Source organism: Aminobacter sp. P4_D5 (genome assembly GCF_056401815.1).
Map to the genome: position 1 here is coordinate 1 of NZ_JBFUIP010001114.1, position 578 is coordinate 578.

Sequence of the window (578 nt, forward strand, 5' to 3'; positions counted from 1 at the left end):
CTGCTGGCCAACGGCCTCGCCCAGGCCGAGGCGCTGCTGGCCGGGCGCAACGCCGAGCAGGTGGCGGAGGACATGCGCCGGGCCGGCGCGGACGAGGCCACCATCGCCCGGCTGGTGCCGCACAAGGTCTTCCCCGGCGACCGACCCTCGGTGACCATCCTGATGCCGCGGCTCGATCCCTTCACGCTGGGGGCGCTGATCGCGCTCTACGAGCACAAGGTCTTCACGCTGGGCGCGGTCTGGGGGATCAACCCCTTCGACCAATGGGGCGTGGAGCTCGGCAAGGTGCTGGCCAATCCGCTGGTGCGCGAGCTGGAAGCGGGGGCCCGAGGTGCGGGGCACGATGCCTCGACGGCCGGGCTTCTGGCCGAGGTCCTGCGGCTGCAGGCCCAGGCCTGAACGAGCAGGGCGTGACCGAGCGGGAGAAGATGCTGGCGGGCCAGCTCTACAGCGCCGCCGATCCGGAGCTGCAGGCGGAGCTCGAGGCCACCGCCGCCTGGCTGGCGCACTACAACGCCGCCTGCGGCGATACGCCCGCGATCCGGCTCGCCCTCCTGCGTGAGCGGCTGGCCGAGGTG

1 protein-coding gene and 1 pseudogene are annotated in these 578 nt (G+C 73.0%); both read left to right on the forward strand.

The window, feature by feature from the left end; all coding sequences use genetic code 11:
• A pseudogene (locus tag AC1DWF_RS36975) lies at nucleotides 1-399 on the forward strand (glucose-6-phosphate isomerase); the annotation flags it as partial.
• 29 nt (nucleotides 400-428) lie between these two features.
• Nucleotides 429-578: maltose acetyltransferase domain-containing protein (locus tag AC1DWF_RS36980; protein ID WP_476843396.1), on the forward strand; the 150-nt coding region annotated here is incomplete at its 3' end.